Genomic DNA, 16,661 nt, shown 5'->3' on the forward strand with positions numbered 1-16,661 from the left:
GCGCGATCAGCCGCAGCCGGCCCGCAGTCGCGATCGATGCCTAGCGTTCCAGGACGAGTGCGAGTCCTTGCCCGACGCCGATGCACAACGTAGCGACACCAACTCCACTGCCCTTGCGAGCAAGTTGGTGGGCGACCGTACCGGCAAGGCGGGCACCGGAAGCGCCCAGCGGATGCCCGAGCGCAATCGCCCCGCCCTGCGGATTGAGAATCGCCGGGTCGAACTCGGGCCATTCGGCGACACATCCGAGCACCTGCGCGGCGAAGGCCTCGTTGAGCTCCAGGACCGACAGATCGTCAAACCCCTTGCCCGCCTTGGCCAGTGCACGCGTAACCGCCTCTACGGGGGCGAGCCCGAAGTAGTCCGGGTCGAGGGCGTTCACACCGGTCGCGGAGATCCGGGCGAGCGGCTCCCGCCCCGTGGCCCGCAGGCCCTCCTCGTCCACCAGCAGCAGCGCCGCCGCACCGTCGTTCAAGGGGGAAGCGTTCCCCGCGGTGACGGTGCCGCCGTCCTTACGGAACGACGGCTTCAGCTTCGCCATCGCGGCCAGAGAGGCATCGGCCCGTACGCATTCGTCGACGCCAAAGACCACCGGGTCGCCCTTGCGCTGCGGGATCGACACGGGCGCGAGCTCGGCGTCGAAGAGCCCGGCCTCCTGCGCCCTGGCCGCCTTCTGGTGCGAGGCCAGCGCGAACTCGTCCTGCTGCTCACGCGTGATCTTGTGCTTGTCGGCGATGAGTTCGGCCGACTCACCCAGCGGGACGGTCCACTGCGGGTCCATCCTCGGGTTGACCATGCGCCAGCCGAGCGTGGTCGAGTACAGCTCGGTGTGCCCGGCGGGGAAGGCCCGGTCGTTCTTGGGCAGCACGTACGGCGCCCGGGTCATCGACTCCACGCCACCCGCCACGGCGATGGAGGCGTCGCCGACCGCGATGGCGCGGGCGGCCTGGATGACCGCCTCCAGGCCGGACGCGCACAGGCGGTTGACGGTGACGCCGGGGACCGAGGTCGGCAGGCCCGCGAGCAGGGCGCCCATGCGGGCGACGTTGCGGTTCTCCTCGCCGGCGCCGTTGGCGTTGCCGAAGTAGACGTCCTCGACGCGGGAGGGGTCCAGGTCGGGCGTACGGGCGAGGAGTTCGCGGATGGCGTGGGCGGCCAGGTCGTCCGGGCGCACCGAGGACAGGCCGCCGTTGTAGCGGCCGATCGGGGTGCGGACCGCGTCGACGAGGTAGACGGGCTTCACAGCAGTTCCTCCGCGACGGTCAGCTTGGCGTCGGTCTTGGCGATGATCTCGTCGACCAGGACTCCGGGGGCGGCCTCGTTCAGCACGAGTCCTTCCGGCGTCACGTCGATCACGCCCAGGTCGGTGATGATCCGGTCCACGCACCCCTTGCCGGTCAACGGCAGCGCGCACTCCTCGAGGATCTTCGCGGAGCCGTCCTTGGCGGTGTGGGTCATGACCACGATGACGGTACGGGCGCCGTGGACGAGGTCCATCGCGCCGCCGATCCCGGTGATCAGCTTGCCGGGGATGGCCCAGTTGGCGAGGTCGCCCTTGGCGGAGACCTGCATGGCGCCCAGCACGGCGACGTCGATGTGGCCGCCGCGGATCATCGAGAAGGACAGCGCCGAGTCGAAGAAGGAGGCACCGGGCAGGACCGTGACGGTCTCCTTGCCGGCGTTGATCAGGTCCGGGTCGACCTGGTCCTCGGTGGGGTAGGGGCCGGTGCCCAGGATGCCGTTCTCGGACTCCAGGATCACCTCGACACCGGACGGGAGGTAGTTGGGGATCAGCGTGGGCAGGCCGATGCCGAGGTTGACGTACTGCCCGTCCTGCAGCTCGCGCGCCGCGCGCGCGGCCATCTGCTCGCGTGTCCAGGCCATCAGCTGCTCACCGTCCGCTGCTCGATCCGCTTGTCGGCGGCCTGCTCCGGAGTCAGTGCCACCACCCGCTGTACGAAGATCCCCGGCAGATGCACCGCGTCCGGTTCGATCTCGCCCGGCTCGACGAGCTCCTCGACCTCGGCGATCGTCACCCGGCCGGCCATCGCCGCGAGGGGGTTGAAGTTGCGCGTGGACCTGTTGAAGACGAGGTTCCCGTGCCGGTCGCCCCTGGCTGCCCGCACCAGCGCGAAGTCCGTGCGGATCCCGCGCTCCAGCACGTACTCGGTGCCGTCGAACTCCCGCACCTCCTTGGGCGGCGAGGCGAGCGCGACGCCGCCCTCACCGTCGTAGCGCCACGGCAGTCCGCCCTCGGCGACCTGGGTGCCCACCCCGGCCGGGGTGAAGAAGGCCGGGATGCCCGCGCCACCGGCGCGCAGCCGCTCGGCGAGCGTGCCCTGCGGGATCATCTCGACCTCGAGCTCGCCGGACAGGTACTGCCGCGCGAACTCCTTGTTGGCCCCGATGTAGGAGCCGGTCACCCGCGCGATGCGGCCCGCGGCGAGCAGGACCGCGAGCCCGGACTCCATGGCGCCGCAGTTGTTGGAGACCACGCCGAGGCCGCTGACCTCACGCTCGTACAGGGCCTGGATCAGCACGTTCGGCACACCGCTGAGTCCGAAGCCGCCGACGGCGAGTGTCGCGCCGTCCGGCACATCGGCCACCGCCTCGGCGGCGGTGGCGACCACCTTGTCCATGCGTGAAGCTCCATCCCACTGATTAATCAGGGCACTGAGTATTTCCGTGAAGTTTCCTTCACGCTGTCACTGGACGGGTGAGACGTCAAGACCCGGGAGAACTGTGAGGTCACACGGGTGGGCGACCTTGCAGACAGTCTGCGCCTGGCCCGGTATCGTTCAGTGCACTTACGAATTCGACCTCGGGAGCGCACATGGCCGCGGTGGATCTCACCACCCACCCCGGGCACCTGGCCCGGCGGCTCCAGCAGGCGCACTACCTGCTCTGGAACACGATGGTCTCGGAGGAGATCACCTCGCCGCAGTTCGCGGTCCTCAACGCGCTCGTCGCCGAGCCGGGCCTCGACCAGCGCACGGTGGGGGAGCGGGTGGGTCTGGACCGGTCCACCATCGCCGAGGTGATCAGCCGTCTCGGCCGCCGCGGGCTGGTCGACAAGGTGCGCGACCCGCAGGACGGCCGGCGGTTCCTGCTGCGCCTCACCGACGACGGGCTGCGCACCCACCGCAAGCTCACCGTGCGCACCGCCCGGATGAACCAGGTCTTCCTGGCCCCGCTCTCCGCCGAGGAGCAGTCCGTCTTCTTCGACCTGATCCAGCGGGTCTCGGACGCGGCCGAGGGGCTCCGCAACCCCGCGGAACCCCTCGTCGCCCAGCGCTAGGCCTTGGCGAAGAGCACCCAGACCTGCCCCTGGGCGAAGTTCACCGGCTCGCCGCCACTCGTCGTGAACGTCGTACCGTCCCTCGCCTTCTCGCGCTTCCAGTCGACGGTGTACGCCTTCCCGTCCCGCAGCACCTTCGCCTTCCCGGAGCCCACCGTCTCGGTGTACGGCGTGTTGTTGCCGAGGAAGTCGTGGAAGTCGGACTTGCGGATCTTCACGTACTGCACGACGACCGTCGCCGGGGCGAGCCGCTTGCCGGCGGTCGTGACGGTCGGCGTGCCGTCCATCGAGACCAGATAGCGGTCCCGGCTGGAGGACCAGGTGAACCGGAAGGTGGCCGCCGGGTAGCGCACGGTCTCCGAGGTGTCCTTCGTCCCGCCGGACGACGGGGCGGCGCCGTAGGTGAAGCCGGTCGTCAGGGCGTCCGCGCCCGGAACCGAGGGCATCAGGCGGTCCGGGCGCAGATAGAGGTTGTGCGGGGAGGGCTTGTCGGTGCCCCGGTAGTAGGCGCCTGACGTCTTGTCGGGTGTCTGCGGGTTCAGCGGCGCCTTGTCGATCAGCGGCATCAGCTTGCCCTGGGCACCGGAGAAGGCGAGCGTCGGGTGGTCGAACTGGCGCAGCAGCTCCAGATCGGACTCCCGGGCGCTGCGCACCGGCCCGACGACCTTGGGAAGCCTGGTCGCGTACACCGCCATCAGCCGGCTCAGTCCGCCCTCGACCTGCTCGGCGTAGATGATGTCCGCGGAGTCGGTGCCCGTGTGCGGGCGGGCCGCCCGTGCGTTGTCGATCTTCACGGCGAGCGCCGACTCACCGGTCAGCCCGCTCTGTGAGGGCTCCTGGCTCGGTTCCTGGTCCTGGTCCTGGGTCTGGTCCGTGCCTCGTCCGTCGTCGGCCGGGCCGGGCTGCTCGGTGCCTGTGCAGCCCGCCGCCAGGGAAATTGTCAGTGCGGCGGTCAGGAGCGCCGCCGTAGTCATGGCGCGTCTCTTGCGCGCCCTTCGTCCCATGCCCACCGTCGCCACCCAAGTCTCGTTTCACTGATTGTGCGCTTATGTGTTCATTGGTGGCCATACCCGGTGGGATTTGATCGGCCGAGGTGAATACCTCTGAGGAGCGCGTTGCTACGCCGAGCGGCCCACAGCGCGGTTCGGCGCAGGCGCCCCGGGTACCCGGGGCGCCTGCGCAGGGGCCGAAGGGAGTGGCGTGATGAAGGCAGTGACCTGGCAGGGCAAGCGGGACGTGCGGGTGGAGGACGTGCCCGATCCGGGGATCCAGGAACCCACGGACGCGGTCATCCGCATCACCTCCACCGGGCTGTGCGGCTCCGACCTGCATCTGTACGAGGTGCTCACCCCGTTCATGACGCCGGGCGACATCCTCGGACACGAACCGATGGGCATCGTCGAGGAGGTCGGCGCGGCGGTACCGGACCTGAAGGCGGGCGACCGGGTCGTGGTGCCGTTCCAGATCGCCTGCGGCAACTGCTGGATGTGCCTCAACTCGCTGCCGACCCAGTGCGAGACCACACAGGTCACCAGCGAGGGCATGGGCGCGGCCCTGTTCGGCTACACCCGGCTCTACGGCGCGGTCCCGGGCGCCCAGGCCGAGTACCTGCGCGTCCCGCAGGCCCAGTACGGCCCCATCAAGGTGCCCGAGGGTCCGTCGGACGACCGCTTCGTCTACCTCTCCGACGTGCTGCCCACCGCCTGGCAGGCCGTCGCCTACGCGGACGTCCCCGAGGGCGGCAGCGTCGCCGTGCTCGGCCTCGGACCCATCGGCGACATGGCCTGCCGAGTGGCACAGGTGCGGGGCGCCGGGCAGGTGTTCGGGGTGGACCTGGTGAGCGAGCGACTGCGCCGGGCACGCGCGCGTGGTGTGCAGACGTACGACCTGAGGAGCTTCGACAGCGAGAAGGAGCTCGTCCAGGCCATCCGCGACGAGACCGACGGCCGGGGCCCCGACGCGGTGATCGACGCGGTGGGCACCGAGGCCCACGGCAGTGCGGTCGCCCGGCTGGCCCAGCAGGCCTCCGCCCTGCTGCCGCGCCGGATCAGCGGACCGTTCGCGGAACGGTTCAGCGTCGACCGGCTCGCCGCCCTGCACACGGCCATCGAGCTGGTGTGCCGCGGCGGCACGATCTCGCTGTCCGGCGTCTACGGCGGCATGGCCGACCCGCTGCCCATGCTCACCATGTTCGACAAGCAGCTCCAGATCCGGATGGGCCAGGCCAACGTGAGGCGCTGGAGCGACGAGATCATCCCGTACCTGACCGACGAGGACCCGCTCGGCGTCGACGACTTCGCGACCCACCATGTGCCGCTGTCGGACGCCCCGCACGCGTACGAGATGTTCCAGAAGAAGCAGGACGGCGCGGTGAAGGTGCTGATGCGGCCCTAGGGCCCTTCTGACGGATCATCGCGGCGGTCAGCCCAGGATCTCGTTCAGGTCGTACCTGACGGGCTCCTCCAGCTGCGCGTAGGTGCAGCTCTCCGGCTCCCGGTCCGGGCGCCAGCGGCGAAAGCGGGCCGTGTGGCGGAACCGTACGCCGTTCTCCATGTGGTCGTACGCCACCTCGGCCACCCGCTCCGGCCGGATCGCCACCCACGACAGGTCCTTCTTGCCCGACCAGCGGCTCGGCGCCCCGGGCAGCCGGGCGCTCTCGTGGGCCGCCTCCTGCGACCAGGCCGCCCAGGGATGTCCGCCGGCGTCCTCCATGCGCAGCGGCTCCAGCTCCGCCACCAGCTCGGCGCGCCGCTTCATCGGGAAGGCGGCCGACACGCCCACGTGCTGGAGGGTGCCTTCGTCGTCGTGGAGGCCGAGCAGGAGCGAGCCGACGACCGGGCCGCTCTTGTGGAAGCGGTAGCCGGCGACGACGACGTCCGCCGTGCGCTCGTGCTTGATCTTGAACATGGCACGTTCGTCCGGGCGGTAGCGCAGGGTGAGCGGCTTGGCGATCACCCCGTCGAGCCCCGCCCCCTCGTACTGCTCGAACCACCGCTGAGCCACCTCGATGTCCGTGGTCGCCGGGGCCACGTGCACGGGGGCGATCACCCCGGACAATGCCCTGGTCAGCAGCTTTCTGCGGTCGTTCTGCGGGACGTCCAGGAGTGACTCGTCCTGGAGGGCCAGCAGGTCGAAGGCGACGAAGGACGCCGGTGTCCGCTCGGCGAGCGTACGGACCCGGGAGGCCGCCGGGTGGATGCGCTCGGTGAGCGCGTCGAAGTCCAGACGGCCGTCCCGCGCGATCACGATCTCCCCGTCCAGCACACAGCGCTCGGGGACCCTGTCCTGGAGAGCGGCCACGAGCTCGGGGAAGTACCTGGTCAGCGACTTTCCGGTACGGCTGCCCAGCTCGACCTCGGCCCCGTCGCGGAACACGATCGCCCGGAACCCGTCCCACTTCGCCTCGTACTGCATGTCCGGCGGGATCCTGGCCACCGACTTGGCGAGCATCGGCTTCACGGGCGGCATCACCGGCAGATCCATGCTGTCGATTCTGCGCCCGCGAAGCCTTATATGCCCGGTGTGCGAGGTTTGCGTGGTACGCCTACCGTGGCTCGCATGGGTGACGCGGTGGAACTGGAGGCGGGCGGCCGGACCGTCCGGCTGTCCAGTCCGGACAAGATCTTCTTCCCGGAGCGCGGGTTCACCAAGCTCGACCTGGCCCGCTACTACCAGGCGGTCGCCCCCGGCATCCTGCGCGCCCTGCGCAACCGCCCCACCACCCTGGAGCGCTACCCGGACGGCGTGAGCGGCGAGTCCTTCTTCCAGAAGCGCGCACCGAAGAACATGCCCGACTGGATCCCGACCGCCCACATCACCTTCCCCAGCGGCCGCAGCGCCGACGAGATGTGTCCCACCGAGGAGGCCGCCGTCCTGTGGGCCGCCCAGTACGGCACGCTCACCTTCCACCCCTGGCCGGTACGGCGCGACGACGTCGACCGACCCGACGAACTCCGCATCGACCTCGACCCGCAGCCCGGCACGGACTACGACGACGCCGTGCGCGCGGCGGGTGAACTCCGCGCCGTCCTGGAGGAGTTCGGCGGACTGCGCGGCTGGCCGAAGACGTCCGGCGGACGGGGCCTGCATGTGTTCGTGCCGATCGAACCCCGCTGGACCTTCACACAGGTCCGCAGGGCCGCGATCGCGGTGGGCCGGGAGATGGAACGGCGGATGCCGGACCAGGTGACGATCAGGTGGTGGAAGGAGGAGCGCGGCGAGCGCATCTTCATCGACTACAACCAGACCGCCAGAGATCGCACCATCGCGTCCGCCTACTCCGTACGACCCCGCCCGCACGCCCCGGTCTCCGCACCCCTGCGCTGGGACGAGGTCGGCCAGGCGCGCCCCCGGGACTTCGACCTCGCGACCATGCCCGCGCGCTTCGCCGAACTCGGCGATGTGCACGCGGACATGGACGATCACGCCTTCTCGCTCGACGCGCTGCTGGAACTGGCACGCCAGGACGAGCACGACCACGGTCTGGGCGACCTGCCGTACCCGCCCGAGTACCCGAAGATGCCGGGAGAGCCCAAGCGGGTACAGCCGAGCCGGGCCAGACACGACGACACGTGACGGTGGATCAGGTGCGGGCGGCCAGACGCCACAGCGAGGTCGTCTCCCGGCCGCGGGCCGCGTGGAGGGGATCACCGGGGTCCGTCGCGCGGCGGTGACGCGGCCTGGTGTCGATCCTCCCGCATACCCGCAGACCCGCGCCCTCGATCGCCGACAACAGCTCGCCGCGTGTGCGAAGCCCCAGATGCTCGGCCAGGTCCGACAGGACCAGCCAGCCCTCGCCGCCCGGTGCGAGATGGCCGGCCAGTCCGTCCAGGAACGCGTGGAGCATGGTGCCGCCCGGGTCGTAGACGCCCTGTTCCAGTGCGGAGGACGGCCGGGCCGGGAGCCAGGGCGGGTTGCAGACGACGACGTCGGCGCGCCCCTCGGGGAACAGTCCCGGACCCGTCACCCCGACGCGCTCGGCAAGGCCCAGCCGGCGGACGTTCTCACGGGCGCAGGCCAGGGCGCGCGGGCTGATGTCGGTGGCCGTGACGCGACGGAACCCCCGGCGGGCCAGCACGGCGGCGAGCACTCCCGTCCCGGTGCCCAGGTCGAACGCGGTGCGGGGAGCGGTCAAGGGGAGGGGAGCGGGCGCGGGAAGGGGCGCCGTCGCGACGAGGTCCACGTACTCGCCCCTGACCGGGGAGAACACGCCGTAGTGGGGGTGGACGCGGGCGCCGCCGAGGGCGGGTACCTCGACGCCCTTGCGGCGCCACTCGTGTGCTCCGAGCACGCCCAGCAACTCCCTGAGGGAGATGACCACGGGGCCGCGGGGCGGGCCGTAGGCCGCGGCGCATGCCGCACGGACGTCCGGGGCCCTGGGCAGGGTCAGAGCGTGGTCGTCGGCCAGCGGTACCACGAGACGGCCCAGGACCCGGGCCCGGTGGCCGCGCGCCCTGCGGTACAGATGGAAGGACTCGCTCGGGCTGTCGCCGGGCCGTGGTGGCTTGCGGTCGATGCGACGGCCGACGGCCTCCAGGAGCCGGCGCGCGTGGGGGAAGTCGCCCTGCCAGAGCAGCGCGGTGCCCTCGCAGGCCAGCCGGTGGGCGGTGTCGGCGCGCATCCGGTCGTCGACGACGACGCGCCGCGGGGCGGGGGCCGCGCTCTCGGAGTGCCAGCGGGCGTGTCGGACGGTGTCGGTGCGGGGCTCGGTCCAGGAGATGGTGGACACGGTGAACTCCTCGTGGTCGAACGTGCGGATACACGAAGAGCACTTCGACGAGGAGCACGAGAAGCGGCCGACGCGATGGCGTGGCCGCGGTGAAAGGGCAGGTGGGCTCTCTGTGAGCGCCGGGGCTACCGCTCCCGCGTCGAAGCGCGAGCGGGGACGTCGCCGAGCACCATGCCTAGTGTCATGACCTGTCCTGTCGGGGCTGTCGGGGCTGTCGGGAGGGAACGGCAGCAGGCTCGCACGTGGCCTTGCCGCCGGGCAAACCGTTTGCGGGGTGCGGCCCACCGTCACCGCGGTGGGCCGCACCCCTGGGGTCACCGGAGAGCGGTGCTCACAACTCCTTGATCCTGATGTCCCGGTACGAGACCACGTCCGTGGTGCCGTGCACCTGGAGTCCGAGGTAGCCGGAGGCGAACCGTCGCCCGTCCGTGCCCGGGTCGTCCGAGCGGGGCGGGGTGAAGTCCTGGCCGCCGATGTTGTCGAACTCGTTGATCAGCACGCCGTTGCGGTAGACCGAGTAGTGCTGGTCGACCACCCGGATCTCGTAGTCGTTCCAGGTGCCCTTCTGGGTCACGCCCGCGCCGGCCAGACCCACGCGGTCGAAGCCGTAGACCGAGCCCGTCTTGTACATGTCGCCGTCGGGCCGGTCCAGGACCTGCACCTCGTGCCCGTACTTGATGGCGACCCACTCCGGCCGTGACTCCTCCGGATGGTCGTGGATCCACGGGAAGCGCACGAACACACCGGAGTTGGCGTTGCCGGTGCCCGGCGCGTCGTCCCGCCACTGGAGCCGCAGCGAGAAGTCGCCGTACTTGCGCTCCGGGAACCACAGCATGCCGAGCCCGGCCTTGGTCGTGCCGGAGGTGATCGACCCGTCGGTGTTCAGTCCGAACGAACCGCCGCCCACCTGCTGCCACTTGGCGAACGAATCGGCGCTGCCGTCCAGGATCTTCCGATACCCCTCGGTCTGCCCGGGCTCGCCGATCCCGGACTGCCGGGCGGCCTTCTGGATGGCGTCGTACTCGCGCTGGTCGACGACCCCTTCCCTCAGGAGCTTGTCGAGGACCGTCTTCACGTGCTTGACGAACAGCGCGTGGGAGGTCCACTCCTTCTCGTCCTCGATCAACTCGTTGATACGGCACCGGCTGTTGGTGAACCGGTTGGGCACACCCGAGTCGACCTCGCCGACGATCACCGTCAACCGCTCGTCGAACTCGGGGCAGTTGGGTGCGGGGACCTGGCTGGACACGACGGTGAAGGTCACCGTGCGAGCGGCGGCGGTGTTGCCCGCCTTGTCGGTGGCCCGGTAGGCCAGGGTGTGGGCGCCGGCGCGGTCGACGATCACCGGTGTGGTGTATGCGATGTACGGTCCACCGTCGATCGAGTACTCGATCCGGTCGACACCGGACCCACCGTGCTCGTCCGTCGCGCTCACGGTCACCTTGGCGTTGCCGACATAGGCCCCGGCCGAGTTCTTCGTGCCCTCGACGGTCACCCCCGTCACCGGCGGTGTGGTGTCCGGGGTGGGTGTCGCGACGACCGTGAACCGCACGCTCTTCTCGGCGGCGACGTTGCCCGCCTTGTCGGTGGCCCGGTAGCGCACGGTGTGGGTGCCGAGCTGGTGCACCATCACGGGCGCGGTGTACGCCTGCCAGGCCCCGTCGCCGACGGCGTACTCGATGGTGTTGACCCCGGAGCCGGTGTCCGAGGCGGACACGGTCACCGTCGCCATGTCGAGATACGCCCCGTCGGCGTTCTGCTCGCCGGTCACCGTCGCCGAGGTGTCCGGGGGAGCGGTGTCGTCGGAGGGCGGGGGGACCACCGTGAACTGGACGCTCTTCTCTGCGGACACATTGCCCGCCTTGTCGAGCGCCCGGTAGCGGACCTTGTGGCTGCCGACCTGGTCGACGACGACCGGGGTGGTGTACGGCAGCCAGTCACCGGTATCGCCGACCGCGTACTGTATGCCGTCGACCCCGGATCCGCCCTCGTTGTCCGTCGCGCTGATCGCGACACTCGCCGAGCCGACGTACTCGCCCTGCGCGTTCTGCGTCCCGGTCACCTGCGCCGCCGTCGCGGGTGCGGTGGTGTCCTCGCCGGTGCCCTCGGTCACCACGAGGATGCCCTGCATCTGTCCGTGGCCCGGAATCGTGCAGTGGTAGAAGTAGCGGCCCGGGGTGAGGGTGACCTCGGCGGTGTGGCGGCCGCCCATGTCGTCGTTCGGGTTGGCGAGGATGTTGAGTTCCACATCGCTGTTGAACTCGGGGTCCGACGTCACGAACGTCAACGTGTGCGGCATACCGGTGGTGTTGCCGGTCGCCACGCTGTTCTCGAAGACGATCGTCGCCTGACCCGCCACCGCGGTCGCCGGCGCCGACGTGTACTTCGTGATGTCGTCGCCGGCCGTCCAGGTGAGTGTCTGGGCGGCGGCTGCCTGCTCCACGGGCTGCCGGGCGGAGACGGGCACCGTCTGCAGCCCGAGCATGATCAGTACGGCGGCCAGCAGGGCGGTCCAGATTCTTCGTCGCTGTGTCACCGAGCAGCCCCCCTCGCCAGCAGATCGGCGGCCGGAGTAGGACCTCCGCCCTGGTAAGTGACCCGCCACAGCGCCGACTTGGCGTCCGAGGTGAAGAAGCCGCGGCCGTAGTCGAGCACGTACAGCGAGCCGTCGGGACCGAACTTCCAGTCCATGAGGTTCTTGATGCCGTCGTTGCCGATGGGCACGATCTTCTTCAACGACTCGGAGTGCACGGGCAGTCCGCCGTCCCCGTGCGTCTTCGGGTCGGTGATGACGGCGTTGCGCGGCTGGTCGGCGTCGTAGAAGTCACCGACGAACCACTTGCCGTCCCAGTACGAAGGCCACTTGACCTCGCTGGCGCTCGCCGTGTCGTAGCGGTAGACCGGTCCGTTCATCGCGGCCTGTCCGCCGCCCTTCAGCCACGGCAGCAGATACGTGGACTCCTCCTGCTTGTAGGAAGGGAGGCCGTTCGCGTCGCGCGGGAAGTCCGGTGCGCCGCCCTGGGGCGAGTACCAGATGTTGTTGCCGGTGACCGGCGGCAGGTTGACAAGGCCGTCGTTGTTCGGGGACTCGTTCTTCGGGTGGTCGCAGTCGTACCAGCCCAGCGGCTTCGTCGGGTCGGGGAGGTTGCGGTCGCGATAGGGCTGCTTGTTGCCCATGCAGTACGGCCAACCCCGGTTGCTCGCCTTGGTGATGACGGCGAACGTGTCGTACTTGGCCGGACCCCAGGTCGTCGAGGGCGCCGAGGCGTCCGGGCCGACCCAGCCGGCGTACAGGATGTCGGTCTTGTGGTCGACGAAGATACGGGCGGGGTTCCTGACCCCCATCACATAGATCTCGCCGCGGGTCTTGCCGCCGCCCTCGTCGCTCTCCTGCCCGGTGAAGAGGTTCCCGGCGGGCAGGGTGTACGTCCCGTCCGGCTCCGGGTGGATGCGCAGGATCTTGCCGTTGAGGTTGTGGGTGTTGCCGGCGGTGCGCCGCGCGTCGGCGAAGGAGACGCCCTTGTAGTTCGGCTCCGGGTTGTTGCCCGAGTAACCACCGCTGAAGCCACTGGAGTTGTTGTCACCGGTCGCGATGTACAGGTTGCCCGTGGAGTCCCAGGTCATCCCGCCGCCCGCATGGCAGCAACTGTGGATCTGCACCGGCCACTTGAGCAGCACCTTCTCGCTGCCCAGGTCCAGCTTGTTGCTCGCCGGGTCGAGCGTGAACCGGGAGACTCGTCGCTCGGCCATGCGCGTCTCGCGGTTGATCTGCGCGTGCGGTGTGTAGTGCAGATACACCCACCCGTTGTCCTCGAACCGCGGATCGAGCTCGATGCCGAGTAGGCCCTCCTCGACCTTGACCAGCTCGTCGCCGCCGCCCTTGTTGCCGAAGACCGTCAACGCCCCCGCGAGGGTGACCCTTTTGGTCTTCGGGTCGTAGACATGGATCTCACCCCTGCCCTTGCCGATGTCGGGGTTGTTCCAGTCGGTGACCACGGGCTGCGAGGAGTCCGCGCCGCCCCGGCCGATGTAGAGCACCCGGCCGTCGGGCGCGGTGACCAGGCCGTGCGGCTCGCCGATCTGGTCGTTCTGCCCCGCCTGGTTGGGCTGGGTGAGACGCTCCGCCTTGTAGTTGCCGGTGATGGTCGCCTTGCAGTCGGCCTGCGCCAGCCGCGAGGTCCACAACAGGGCACCGCGCAGATGCGCACGGAAGTCGCTCTCGTCGTACGACGACACCGTGCCGCCCATGCCGGTGTAGAAGGAACGGCCGCCGTCGTAGTCACGGCACCAACTCACCGGATGATCCCAGCCGTTCTTGCTCGCGCCCGGCTGATATGTCGACTCGCGGACCCGGGCCACGGTGTGGACCTCGCCCGACGGGTTCTTGGCCCAGTTCAACCACTGATCGGGCCGCTTCCACTGCACCGGCAGATCCTTGGTCGCCGGATGCACGCGGTCGCCGACCTCGACGACGGCCCGTTGTACGGCCGTTGGACTGGAGGCCGCCGGACGGGCGCCGACCAGACCGGTGAACCAGTCCGAGTACGGCTCGGCGCGCGCCGCGTCATGCACGCCGACGAAACCGCCGCCGGCCTCCATGTAGGCCTCCAGACCGGCCTCCTGCTCCGGATCGAGGATGTCACCGCCGCCGGTCAGGAAGACGATCGCGTTGTACCGCCCGAGCTTCGTCCCGTCGGTGAACACCGACGCGTCGTCGGTGGCCACGGTCGTGAACCGCTGCTCGGGCGGCCCGGACAGGCCGATCGTCTCGATCGTCTCGATCCCCGCGTTCACGACCGGCGACTCCTCCCCGGCCGCCGCGGAACCGTAGAAGACCAGCACGCGTACATTCGCGCCGCCTGGCGGCGACTTCACGGACATCGTTGTCAGGGGCGGCTCCGGGGCCGGACGCGCGCTGGCGGCGGGACCCGACAGCAGTCCGGCGACGACGATCCCGGCGGTCACGCCCGCCACGCCGACCCGTCTTCTCGCGCTCAGTCCTCGTAAGTGCATGGGCACCTCCTCGGTCACAGCAACAGCGCGATGGAAGCTAGACCTCTTTGCGCAACTCGCCAATACCTATGACCGAGTTGGGGTCAACTTTGTCCTGAGCGTGGAAAAACAGCGGAACGGCCGGTACCGTCTCACAGGTTCATCACAGGTGCGTCTGCGCAAGTTCCGTACCAGGGTGGGGAGTTCCACGTGGACAGACGCGGGTTCAACCGACGAGTACTGCTGGGTGGCGCGGCCGTCGTGGGCAGCGGGGCCGTCGCGACATCGTTGTCGCTGGCGCCGGACGCCGTGAGCGCCGACGGACCGGCCAGGACCGCACCGGCCGGGGGCGAGGTGAGACACATCAAGCTGTACGCCGAGAAGCTCGCCGACGGGCAGCTGGGCTACGGCTTCGACAAGGGCAAGGCCACGATCCCCGGCCCGCTCATCGAACTCAACGAGGGCGACACCCTGCACATCGAGTTCGAGAACACCATGGACGTCACGGCGAGCCTCCACGTCCACGGCCTCGACTACGAAATCACCAGTGACGGCACCAAGTTGAACAAGAGCGACGTCGAGCCCGGCGGCACCCGCACCTACACCTGGCGCACCCACGCCCCCGGCCGCCGGGGGGACGGCACCTGGCGGGCGGGCAGCGCGGGCTACTGGCACTACCACGACCATGTGGTGGGGACCGAGCACGGGACGGGCGGTATCCGCAAGGGCCTGTACGGTCCGGTGATCGTGCGGCGCAAGGGCGACGTCCTCCCGGACAAGACGTACACGATCGTCTTCAACGACATGCTCATCAACAACAAGCCGGCGCACTCCGGGCCGAACTTCGAGGCCACGGTGGGCGATCGCGTCGAGTTCGTGATGATCACCCACGGCGAGTACTACCACACGTTCCACATGCACGGTCACCGCTGGGCCGACAACCGCACGGGCATGCTCACCGGCCCCGACGACCCGAGTCAGGTCATCGACAACAAGATCGTGGGCCCCGCGGACTCCTTCGGCTTCCAGGTCATCGCGGGGGAGGGTGTCGGGGCGGGCGCGTGGATGTACCACTGCCACGTCCAGAGCCACTCCGACATGGGGATGGTCGGGCTGTTCCTGGTGAAGAAGACGGACGGCACGATCCCGGGGTACGAGCCGCACGAGCACGATCACTGACGGGAGAGGTCGAACAGGGCTCACCCGCGCTACCGTCGCCGACACGGCAGGTCCACGAAGGGCGCCCCAGCGCATCGAGCACCTGCGCCTGGTCGTCCTCCGCCCGACTGCGCGCAGCGGCAAGCAGGAAATCGCCTCCAGCAGGGCGTTGATCATCGGGTGGCGTGGCCCCACCGCACTCAGACGCGTCTCGCCCTCGTGGCCATACGCCGATGATCTGGCCGTCCCGATCTCGTGAGCAACCGGATCTCGGTCCCTGGAGAGCGCTCTCACGCCTCCTCCGGCCAGGGCTATCCTGATCCGCAACCGCGAGGAGGGCCCCGAAGTGACCGAGACAGCGCCGCGTCCCACGCTGGAGGCCGTGGCCGAGCGGGCCGGGGTCTCGCGGGCCACCGTGTCCCGGGTGGTGAACGGTGGGGACGGGGTGCGGGAGCCACTCGTCGAGCGGGTCCGGCGGGCGGTGGAGGAATTGGGGTACGTGCCCAACCAGGCCGCCCGCAGCCTGGTGACGCGCCGGCACGACGCGATCGCCGTCGTCGTCGCCGAGCCGGAGACCCGGGTCTTCGCCGACCCCTTCTTCGCGCTGCAACTCAGGGGCATCAGCAAGGAGTTGACGGCCCACGACAACCAGCTGGTCCTGCTGCTGACCGAGGGACGCGACGACCACGCCCGGGTCGGCCGCTACCTCGCCGGCGGCCATGTCGACGGGGCGCTCGTGTTCTCCCTGCACCTCGACGATCCGCTGCCCGAACTGATCCAACGGGCCGGTATCCCGACGGTGTTCGGCGGGCGGCCCGGGTGGAGCGACGGCAGCCGTGACGTGGTGTTCGTCGACAGCGACAACCGGGGTGGGGCGCGGGACGCCGTACGCCATCTCGTGGGCCTCGGCCGCACCCGCGTCGCGCACATCACCGGTGCCCTGGACCAGACGTCGGCGGTGGACCGGCTGGAGGGGTTCCGCGACGTCATGGGGGACACCGGTCCGGGGCTGGTGGCCGAGGGGGACTTCACTCCCGGGGGCGGGGAACGGGCGATGCGGGAGCTGCTCGAGCGCTGCCCGGACGTCGACGCCGTGTTCGCCGCGAACGACCTCATGGCGTCCGGGGCGCTGCGGGTACTGCGTGAGCAGGGACGGCGCGTGCCTGACGACGTGGCCGTGATCGGGTTCGACGACATGCTGACGGTGGCGGAGCAGACCGATCCGCCGCTCACGACGATCCGTCAGGACATCGAGGAGATGGGCCGGTTGATGGCCCGTCTGTTGCTGGGGACGGACGGAGCCGCGTCCAGCGTCGTGCTGCGGACGACGCTGGTGCGGCGGGCGTCCGCCTAGGTGTGGGCCCGCAGCTGGTCCAGCGCATGCTCCAGGAGCGCCACCCGGAAGCCGGGCTCCGCGTCGCGCAGACTCGGATCGGCCGATCCGGCCCGGCCCCCGCCGAGCGCACGACCTCGATGTCCGGGTCG

At 70.0% G+C, this 16,661-nt stretch carries 13 protein-coding genes; 5 read left to right on the top strand and 8 right to left on the bottom strand.

The window, feature by feature from the left end; all coding sequences use genetic code 11:
- Nucleotides 1-40: 40 nt before the first annotated feature.
- From TN53_RS00745 to TN53_RS00755, 3 genes are read right to left on the bottom strand one after another with little or no spacing between them, the layout of a single operon-like run.
- The gene (locus tag TN53_RS00745) at nt 41-1,243 is read right to left on the bottom strand and encodes a thiolase family protein (RefSeq protein ID WP_046256288.1); all 1,203 of its coding nucleotides are present in this window, start codon (nt 1,241-1,243) and stop codon (nt 41-43) included.
- Nucleotides 1,240-1,884, bottom strand: coding sequence for a CoA transferase subunit B (locus tag TN53_RS00750; RefSeq protein WP_046256289.1), 645 nt, complete (start codon nt 1,882-1,884; stop codon nt 1,240-1,242). Before TN53_RS00750 ends, TN53_RS00745 begins: the two co-directional genes overlap by 4 nt.
- Nucleotides 1,884-2,639 carry a CoA transferase subunit A gene (locus tag TN53_RS00755; protein WP_046256290.1) on the bottom strand — a complete coding sequence of 252 codons (756 nt, stop codon included), beginning with the start codon at nt 2,637-2,639 and terminating at the stop codon, nt 1,884-1,886. The genes TN53_RS00750 and TN53_RS00755 overlap by 1 nt, the downstream gene beginning before the upstream one ends.
- Before the next feature lie 194 nt (nt 2,640-2,833).
- Here TN53_RS00755 and TN53_RS00760 point away from each other — a divergent pair, with 194 nt between their 5' ends.
- A complete protein-coding gene (locus TN53_RS00760; RefSeq protein ID WP_046256291.1) occupies nt 2,834-3,298 on the top strand; it encodes a MarR family winged helix-turn-helix transcriptional regulator in 465 nt (154 codons plus the stop codon).
- Here the strand turns inward: TN53_RS00760 and TN53_RS00765 are convergent.
- The gene (locus tag TN53_RS00765; RefSeq protein ID WP_420719065.1) at nt 3,295-4,272 is read right to left on the bottom strand and encodes a DUF3048 domain-containing protein; all 978 of its coding nucleotides are present in this window, start codon (nt 4,270-4,272) and stop codon (nt 3,295-3,297) included. The genes TN53_RS00760 and TN53_RS00765 overlap by 4 nt on opposite strands.
- Before the next feature lie 229 nt (nt 4,273-4,501).
- On the opposite strand from TN53_RS00765, the gene TN53_RS00770 reads away from it, so the two are divergent.
- Complete coding sequence (locus TN53_RS00770; protein ID WP_046256292.1) at nt 4,502-5,692, top strand: zinc-dependent alcohol dehydrogenase; 1,191 nt, start codon at nt 4,502-4,504, stop codon at nt 5,690-5,692.
- Between the two features lie 27 nt (nt 5,693-5,719).
- Here TN53_RS00770 and TN53_RS00775 read toward each other — a convergent pair whose 3' ends face one another.
- The gene (locus TN53_RS00775; RefSeq protein ID WP_046256293.1) at nt 5,720-6,781 is read right to left on the bottom strand and encodes an ATP-dependent DNA ligase; all 1,062 of its coding nucleotides are present in this window, start codon (nt 6,779-6,781) and stop codon (nt 5,720-5,722) included.
- A 75-nt stretch (nt 6,782-6,856) separates the two neighbouring features.
- Between TN53_RS00775 and ligD the strand changes: the two genes are divergently transcribed.
- Nucleotides 6,857-7,873 carry a non-homologous end-joining DNA ligase gene (ligD, locus tag TN53_RS00780; RefSeq protein ID WP_046256294.1) on the top strand — a complete coding sequence of 339 codons (1,017 nt, stop codon included), beginning with the start codon at nt 6,857-6,859 and terminating at the stop codon, nt 7,871-7,873.
- 7 nt (nt 7,874-7,880) lie between these two features.
- Here the strand turns inward: ligD and TN53_RS00785 are convergent, their stop codons facing one another.
- The 3 genes from TN53_RS00785 to TN53_RS00795 all read right to left on the bottom strand — a co-directional run bounded on the left by TN53_RS00785 (nt 7,881) and on the right by TN53_RS00795 (nt 14,039).
- Nucleotides 7,881-9,026 (bottom strand): methyltransferase, encoded by a 1,146-nt coding sequence (locus tag TN53_RS00785; protein WP_046256295.1) that lies wholly within the window; start codon nt 9,024-9,026, stop codon nt 7,881-7,883.
- Nucleotides 9,027-9,357: 331 nt separating this feature from the next.
- Complete coding sequence (locus tag TN53_RS00790) at nt 9,358-11,511, bottom strand: OmpL47-type beta-barrel domain-containing protein (RefSeq protein ID WP_046256392.1); 2,154 nt, start codon at nt 11,509-11,511, stop codon at nt 9,358-9,360.
- Between the two features lie 47 nt (nt 11,512-11,558).
- Nucleotides 11,559-14,039, bottom strand: a complete 2,481-nt coding sequence (locus TN53_RS00795) for a ThuA domain-containing protein (protein WP_199924481.1) — start codon at nt 14,037-14,039, stop codon at nt 11,559-11,561.
- 189 nt (nt 14,040-14,228) lie between these two features.
- On the opposite strand from TN53_RS00795, the gene TN53_RS00800 reads away from it, so the two are divergent.
- Together TN53_RS00800 and TN53_RS00805 are read left to right on the top strand one after the other, a co-directional pair.
- Nucleotides 14,229-15,197 carry a multicopper oxidase domain-containing protein gene (locus tag TN53_RS00800; protein WP_046256296.1) on the top strand — a complete coding sequence of 323 codons (969 nt, stop codon included), beginning with the start codon at nt 14,229-14,231 and terminating at the stop codon, nt 15,195-15,197.
- A 325-nt stretch (nt 15,198-15,522) separates the two neighbouring features.
- Complete coding sequence (locus TN53_RS00805; RefSeq protein ID WP_046256297.1) at nt 15,523-16,530, top strand: LacI family DNA-binding transcriptional regulator; 1,008 nt, start codon at nt 15,523-15,525, stop codon at nt 16,528-16,530.
- Nucleotides 16,531-16,661: the final 131 nt, after the last annotated feature.

The organism is Streptomyces sp. WM6386 (assembly GCF_000972385.1).
Lineage (GTDB): Bacteria > Actinomycetota > Actinomycetes > Streptomycetales > Streptomycetaceae > Streptomyces.

Excerpts from the sequence above, each read along its gene's own strand:
- TN53_RS00765 (WP_420719065.1), bottom strand. The coding sequence starts at position 4,272 with ATGACTACGGCGGCGCTCCTGACCGCCGCACTGACAATTTCCCTGGCG.
- TN53_RS00770 (WP_046256292.1), top strand. The coding sequence starts at position 4,502 with ATGAAGGCAGTGACCTGGCAGGGCAAGCGGGACGTGCGGGTGGAGGAC.
- TN53_RS00790 (WP_046256392.1), bottom strand. The coding sequence starts at position 11,511 with ATGCTCGGGCTGCAGACGGTGCCCGTCTCCGCCCGGCAGCCCGTGGAG.
- TN53_RS00775 (WP_046256293.1), bottom strand. The coding sequence starts at position 6,781 with ATGGATCTGCCGGTGATGCCGCCCGTGAAGCCGATGCTCGCCAAGTCG.
- TN53_RS00795 (WP_199924481.1), bottom strand. The coding sequence starts at position 14,039 with ATGCACTTACGAGGACTGAGCGCGAGAAGACGGGTCGGCGTGGCGGGC.
- ligD (WP_046256294.1), top strand. The coding sequence starts at position 6,857 with ATGGGTGACGCGGTGGAACTGGAGGCGGGCGGCCGGACCGTCCGGCTG.
- TN53_RS00760 (WP_046256291.1), top strand. The coding sequence starts at position 2,834 with ATGGCCGCGGTGGATCTCACCACCCACCCCGGGCACCTGGCCCGGCGG.
- TN53_RS00755 (WP_046256290.1), bottom strand. The coding sequence starts at position 2,639 with ATGGACAAGGTGGTCGCCACCGCCGCCGAGGCGGTGGCCGATGTGCCG.
- TN53_RS00750 (WP_046256289.1), bottom strand. The coding sequence starts at position 1,884 with ATGGCCTGGACACGCGAGCAGATGGCCGCGCGCGCGGCGCGCGAGCTG.